Source organism: Algoriphagus yeomjeoni, assembly GCF_003259505.1.
Classification (GTDB): domain Bacteria; phylum Bacteroidota; class Bacteroidia; order Cytophagales; family Cyclobacteriaceae; genus Algoriphagus; species Algoriphagus yeomjeoni.
The window spans coordinates 508,373-515,076 of the sequence record NZ_QLLK01000002.1 but is presented as its reverse complement, the minus strand read 5'-3'; the positions used below and the strand labels follow the sequence as shown (position 1 = coordinate 515,076).

The 6,704-nt window shown below is 43.4% G+C and carries 6 protein-coding genes; 4 read left to right on the top strand and 2 right to left on the bottom strand.

What is annotated here, in order from left to right; all coding sequences use genetic code 11:
• A partial coding sequence (locus tag LV83_RS05465; RefSeq protein WP_146613679.1) for a transposase occupies nt 1–336 on the top strand: 336 nt, incomplete at its 5' end.
• 339 nt (nt 337–675) lie between these two features.
• Here the strand turns inward: LV83_RS05465 and LV83_RS21710 are convergent.
• Nucleotides 676–807, bottom strand: a complete 132-nt coding sequence (locus tag LV83_RS21710) for a hypothetical protein (RefSeq protein WP_262510735.1) — start codon at nt 805–807, stop codon at nt 676–678.
• A gap of 7 nt (nt 808–814) precedes the next feature.
• Nucleotides 815–1,834, bottom strand: coding sequence for a LacI family DNA-binding transcriptional regulator (locus LV83_RS05460; protein WP_111610510.1), 1,020 nt, complete (start codon nt 1,832–1,834; stop codon nt 815–817).
• A gap of 198 nt (nt 1,835–2,032) precedes the next feature.
• Between LV83_RS05460 and LV83_RS05455 the strand changes: the two genes are divergently transcribed.
• From LV83_RS05455 to LV83_RS05445, 3 genes are all read left to right on the top strand, one after another.
• Entirely contained in the window at nt 2,033–3,076 is a 1,044-nt protein-coding gene (locus LV83_RS05455; RefSeq protein ID WP_111610548.1) for an aldo/keto reductase, read from the top strand.
• Complete coding sequence (locus LV83_RS05450) at nt 3,073–4,083, top strand: zinc-binding alcohol dehydrogenase family protein (protein ID WP_111610509.1); 1,011 nt, start codon at nt 3,073–3,075, stop codon at nt 4,081–4,083. Before LV83_RS05455 ends, LV83_RS05450 begins: the two co-directional genes overlap by 4 nt.
• Before the next feature lie 116 nt (nt 4,084–4,199).
• Complete coding sequence (locus tag LV83_RS05445; protein ID WP_111610547.1) at nt 4,200–6,689, top strand: glycoside hydrolase family 95 protein; 2,490 nt, start codon at nt 4,200–4,202, stop codon at nt 6,687–6,689.
• Nucleotides 6,690–6,704 lie beyond the last annotated feature (15 nt).

Genomic DNA, 6,704 nt, shown 5'->3' with positions numbered 1-6,704 from the left:
AAAACGGCACAGCATTTAATCAAAGATTACATTGATTCAAACGCTGTACTTCAAACAGATAAGAGCACCACCTTCTCAGACCTGAGTAATTGTATTGATGTTCATGTCAGAGAAATCTCTGGAACCAAAGAAGGCAATTTTAACCTCAAATGGGTTCATATTGCCATTAGTAACTTAAAGAAACACCTGCAGACATATCATATGATCAGCGAAAGAATGATGCAGAACTACCTAGATGAGTTTTGTTACAAGCTCAACAGAAGATACTTCGGTCAAAAACTCTTTGACAGACTCATCATTGCTTCAATTTATCCATACTGGTATGATTGCGGATAATCATATAATGGAAAAATAGGATGTTTAGTCTGCGGACTTTTATTTGGTTTTTTTCTTCCATTTATGTCAATGATTGTTGAATTGGAGCTAGTAGGTGAATGGATTGATAGTTTTGAAGTAGCTTATACTTTTTTAAGGTTTCCGACTTACTGGATAATTGGTGTTTTTCAAATAATAATCATGGGAATAAAATTGAACGTAAAACCTGATAAGAAAAATAAAACTAACCGAATTTAATAAAGTGAAAGGAGCCAGCAGGTAGAAACAGATTGACTTTTTAAGTTCTAATAAAAGAGCCGATTATCTAAATATGATTGATCGAATAGAAAAAACACTTCACTAATTCTCTACCAAGTATTCATGCTCAAACTTAATCGCCATGGAGCCTTCTCCTATAGCGGAAGTCACACGATTCATTGCGCCTGAGTGTACATCTACCGCTGCAAATACGTTCAGAATACAGGTTTCCAAGGGCAACTTACGATTGAGTTTCCACGACTTTACAAGACTCCCTGATCATCAACTTAGTCTCCAAGTTTTTTACTTCCAAAGCGACTTCCGGATCGTTGATTTTATTCAGCAAATACCTGGCGCTCATAGCACCCATTTCAAAGGGTTGCTGATTAACGGTGCTCAGGGTAGGACTGATGTAGGTGGAGATGGGTTCATCGGCGTAGCCGATTACTGAAAGTTCTTCCGGAATCTGGATTTTAAGTTGAGATGCCAATTTATAGATCTCAAAAGCCAGGTAATCGCTGTAAGTGAATGCCCCGTCCACTTGATGCCTTGTCAGACAAAGCCTGATTTTTTCCACCAGCTTGGGATCAGAACTTTCCAATACCAGTTCCTCTTTCAAAGGCATATTATGCTTTCGCAGCGCTTCCTTATAGCCCATAAAGCGGTTGAAAGTGGTTGACAGGTTATCCGGTCCTTTGATATGCAGGATGTTTTTACACCCGATTTGGCACAGGTAATCCACTGCCGAAAATGCTCCCTTGAAATCATCCGAGATCACGTAGGGAGTTTCTATTTCCTCCGAAAATCGATCCACCAGCACCAACGGCGTCCCACTGTCCATCACTTCCTGTATATGCTCAAACTTGTCATTCATCTTGGAGATCGTCGCCAGAATCCCATCGACACGGGCATCCAAAAGGGTGAGCGTGGATTTGATTTCCTGGTTCTGGTTTTCATTGGAAGTACAGATCAGCAGCTGGTAACCGGCTTTGGAGGTGATACTCTCTATTCCTGCCAATACACGGCTATAAAAGTGATGCGTAAATTCAGGAAGAATCAACCCTATGGTCTGCGTCCGGTTTGCAAGCAGGCTCTTCGCAATAGGATTTGGTCGGTAACCGAGTTTTTTTGCCAGCGAAATAATCTCCAAGCGTTTTTTCTCGCTGACTTTGCCACCTCCATTTAGCGCCCGCGAAACTGTGGAGGGAGTTACTTGAAGCGCATTGGCAATATCCGTTATGCTAATCCTTTTCTTTTTCATTCTGGGCTGCTTGGAGTCCTAATTTAGAATAAATGATGGAAAGCCAAATAGGTTTAGTGGGAGCTCAATCTCCCTAGGTCAAACGTTTGACCAATATAGTATTGCTCATTTTTATGATATTGGTTTTTTGTTTTGGTACATAGTGTTTGTGCCAAACAAAAGATTGGATTAATGATGATAAAAATCATTGCTAAAAGAATGGAATTAGGAAAAACAGGCATACAGGTACCTTCTATGATTTTCGGGACAAGTTCCCTAGGGAATCTCTATGAAGCTTATTCCTATGAACAGAAACTGGAATTGATCATCGCTGCCTTGGAGTGCTTTCCCGATGGAATAGTCTTCGATTCGGCAGGGAAATATGGAGCTGGTTTGGCCCTGGAAACCTTGGGGCTTGCGCTGAATGACCTTCAGGTGCCAAAAGACAAGGTTTTGATCAGCAATAAGCTGGGCTGGCAGCGCACACATTTGGAAGGAGAGCCAACTTTTGAAAAAGATGTCTGGAAGGATCTTAGTCATGATGCCGTTCAGAACATCAGTTATGAGGGCGTTATAAATTGTTTTGATGAGGGGAATTCCCTGCTCAAAGGATATGAAACGCTCCTGGTTTCCATCCATGATCCTGATGAATACTTGGATATGGCGCAATCACGGGAAGATTATGAAAAGCGATTTGCCCATATTCTGGAGGGGTATGATGCTTTGAACGAGCTAAAACAAGCCGGAAGAGTAAAAGCAATCGGCGTGGGTTCTAAAAACTGGAAAGTAATCCAAAAGATCTACTCAGAAGTAAAGCTCGACTGGGTGATGATAGCCAATAGCATGACGATATACAATCATCCGGAGGAGCTATTTCATTTTATGAGGAAGTTGGAAAAAGAGGGAGTGGGAATCATTAACTCTGCAGTGTTCCAGTCTGGATTTTTGGTTGGAGGCGATCATTACGATTACAAAATAATGGAGGAATCCGATCCAAATTATCTGCCAAGGCATACTTGGAGAGAACAGTTTTTCCAGCTTTGCAAAGCTCAGAAAATTGATCCCGCACATGCCTGTATACAATTTGGACTTCAGCTTCCAGGAGTGAATTCCATAGCTCTCAATTCTACCTCTCCAGCTAGAATACAAGCAAATGCTGACTTCTGCGCTACCAAACTCCCGGATTCATTTTGGGATTCCTGTAAAGAGCATGGCTTGATTGCCGACTATTTATCAGAGTTTAATTTGAATGAAACCACATGAACATATTATCCTGTATATCGCCGGGAAAATTTGAATATAAAGAGAGCAAAATGCCAGTGCTTTCTGAAGGAAGAGCCATTGTCAAAATCAAGAGAATCGGCATTTGCGGAACAGATTTACATGCTTTTGAAGGCACTCAGCCATTTTTCTCATACCCAAGAATTCTGGGGCACGAATTGGCTGGTGAGGTGGTGGAGATTGGAAAAAGTGAAGCCATTTCCAAAGGAGACATGGTGACTGTGATTCCCTATTTCAGCTGTGGAACTTGCGTAGCTTGTAGAAATGGTAAACCCAATTGCTGTCAGAAAATATCTGTGTTTGGAGTGCATGAGGATGGCGGAATGCAGGAATATGTGTCTTTGCCGATTTCTTCCTTGGTGAAGAAAGAAGGCTTAAGCTTGGAGCAATTGGCCTTGGCAGAGCCATTTGCTATCGGTGCTCATGGTGTGCGCAGGGCAGGAGTGAAGGCAGGGCAAGTTGTGCTGGTAATCGGAGCTGGTCCCATTGGCTTGGGCGTGATGGAATTCGCCAGAATCGCCGGAGCTACGGTGATCGCGATGGATATCAACGAGAAGCGATTGGAGTTTTGTAAGGATGTTTGGAATATTCCACATGTAGTGAAAGCTGGAGCAACTGCTCGTGAAGTGATACAGGAAATCACCAATGGGGACTTTTGTGATTCAGTCATAGATGCTACAGGTAGTTTGGCAGCCATCAATCAAGGCTTTCAATACATAGCCCACGGAGGTAATTACGTCTTGGTAGGCCTGCAAAAAGGAGAGATTGCATTTTCACATCCTGAGTTTCATAAGCGAGAGGCGACTTTGATGAGTAGCAGAAATGCCACTAGAGAGGACTTTGACCAGGTGCTGGATGCAATGGCTTCCGGGCAATTGTCAGTTGAAAAGTACATCACGCATAAAGTAAAGTTTGAACAGGTAAAGAATGATTTTCAGTCCTGGTTGAAGCCGGAAACTGGTGTGATTAAGGCGGTTGTGGAAATGTAGGGAGGTAGTGATCAGTTGTCAGTTGTCAGTTTTCAGTCTTCAGTTAGGAGACCGGCGACTGGAGCAGTCTAGAAGTTAGAGGATAAAAAAAAATGAAATATAGTAATACACCCAAAATGCATACTTATCAAAATTGTTTGAAAACCTTTTTTGCTGTGCTCTTCTTTGCTTTTTCCCTGCAGGTAAAAGCTCAGGAAAGGTCTCCTCTTACGCTGTGGTACAAGCAGCCTGCTGCTGATGTATGGACAGATGCCCTTCCGATAGGTAATGGCAGACTGGGAGCGATGATCTATGGGAATGTAGAAAATGAGCTGATTCAGCTGAACGAGCATACCGTTTGGTCTGGTGGTCCAAATAGAAATGATAATCCGGATGCCTTGGCAGCTTTGCCGGAAGTCAGGAGATTGATTTTCGAAGGGAAACAAAAAGAAGCAGAGCAGCTAGCCGCCAAAACCATCCAAAGTAAAAAGTCACATGGGCAGAAGTTCCAGCCTGTAGGAGATCTGAAAATTGCTTTTGAAGGGCATGGTACTTTTACAGACTATCGACGGGAGTTGGACATTGCAGAGGCAATTTCCAAAGTGAGCTATATAGTTGACGGTGTGAGGTACACCCGGGAAGCCATCGCTTCTTTCGCTGATAATGTCATTGCTGTACATCTTACTGCCAGCAAGCCTGGTATGATTTCATTTACAGCTTCCATGGCTACTCCTCAGCCGAATGCTACGATTGCACTCAATTCAGAAAAGGAATTGAGCATTTCCGGGACGACCACAGATCATGAAGGAGTAAAAGGCTTGGTGAAATTCAATAGCCTCACTAAAATCAAAAATCAGGGGGGGACGCTTACCTCTTCCGATTCTTCCATCAGGGTAAATAATGCTGACGCAGCGACGATTTATATTGCCATTGCTACCAATTTCAATAACTACTTAGATCTATCTGGTGATGAAAATGCCAGAGCTCAGGCATTTATGTCTAAAGCAGCTACCAAATCTTTTGATGATTTACTGAAGACAAACCTGATAGACTACCAAAAGTACTTCAATCGTGTAAGCCTGGATTTGGGTGAGACAGAAGCCTCCAAACTTCCGACTGATGAGCGACTTAAGAACTTCAAAACTGGCGATGATCCTCAATTAGTTACCCTGTATTACCAGTATGGACGGTATTTATTGATTTCTTCTTCCCAGCCAGGCGGACAGCCAGCCAATCTGCAGGGGATTTGGAACAAAGAGATGTCACCGCCTTGGGACAGTAAATACACCATCAATATCAATGCGCAGATGAACTACTGGCCAGCAGAGAAGACCAATCTGGCTGAGCTTCATGAGCCTTTCCTGAAAATGGTTTCGGAAATGGCAGAGGCAGGAGAGGAGACGGCAAAAGTGATGTACGGAGCGCGAGGTTGGATGGCACATCATAATACTGACATCTGGAGAATCACAGGTCCGGTGGATGCGATATTCTGGGGAATCTGGTCTGGGGGAGGAGCCTGGACCAGTCAGCATCTTTGGGATCACTTCCAATACAGCGGAGATATGGAATACCTGAATTCCATCTATCCAATTCTAAAAGGCGCAGCAATGTTCTATGTGGACTTCTTGGTTGAGCATCCAGACAAACCTTGGCTTGTGGTGAATCCTGGTACTTCTCCTGAAAATGCACCTGCTGCACATAATGGTTCTTCCTTGGATGCCGGAACTACCATGGACAATCAATTGGTTTTTGATGCCTTCAGTGCGGTGATTCAGGCTTCGGAGATGCTTGGCAAAGATCAATCTTTCGCAGATTCCCTGAAAACGATGCGGGATCAATTACCTCCAATGCACATCGGGAAACACGGTCAATTGCAGGAATGGCTGGATGATATTGACGATCCTAATGATCATCACCGTCATATTTCACATTTGTATGGACTTTTCCCATCCAATCAGATTTCCCCTTTGCGTACTCCAAAACTCTCTTCTGCTTCAAAAAACACCTTGATTCAGCGCGGAGATGTATCTACGGGTTGGAGTATGGGTTGGAAAGTGAACTGGTGGGCAAGAATGCTCGATGGCAACCATGCTTACAAACTGATCCAAAATCAGCTGTCCCCGGTCGGCGCTAAGCGTGGCGAAGGAGGCGGCTCCTACAACAATCTCTTTGATGCACACCCACCATTCCAGATTGATGGCAACTTCGGTTGTACTTCCGGGATCACCGAGATGCTGGTGCAAAGTGCCAATGGTGAAATTCATCTATTGCCAGCTTTACCAGATGTTTGGGAAGATGGAAGTATTACAGGAATTAGAGCTAAAGGCGGTTTTGAAGTAGTGGAACTGAAGTGGAAAGACGGGAAGATTGAGAAGGCTGTGATAAAATCTACCATTGGAGGAAATCTACGAGTACGAGTTCCAAATGCATTGACCTTAAAAAATGGAGGTAACTTGAAACAAGCGAGTGGAGAAAATCCAAATCTTTTCTATCAGGTGCCAATTACTGCCGATCCAATCGTATCGCCTGAAGCAAAAATCGACCTTCCTGACCTTGGTGATACCACCGTCTATGACTTGCAGACTGAGGCAGGTAAGATCTATGAATTTATATCTAATAACCTATAAAACCTGATTAAGCTC

What these genes read in the sequence shown, in the direction of transcription:
- LV83_RS05450 (WP_111610509.1), top strand. Translation starts at nt 3,073, where the DNA reads ATGAACATATTATCCTGTATATCGCCGGGAAAATTTGAATATAAAGAG.
- LV83_RS05455 (WP_111610548.1), top strand. Translation starts at nt 2,033, where the DNA reads ATGGAATTAGGAAAAACAGGCATACAGGTACCTTCTATGATTTTCGGG.
- LV83_RS05445 (WP_111610547.1), top strand. Translation starts at nt 4,200, where the DNA reads ATGCATACTTATCAAAATTGTTTGAAAACCTTTTTTGCTGTGCTCTTC.
- LV83_RS05460 (WP_111610510.1), bottom strand. Translation starts at nt 1,834, where the DNA reads ATGAAAAAGAAAAGGATTAGCATAACGGATATTGCCAATGCGCTTCAA.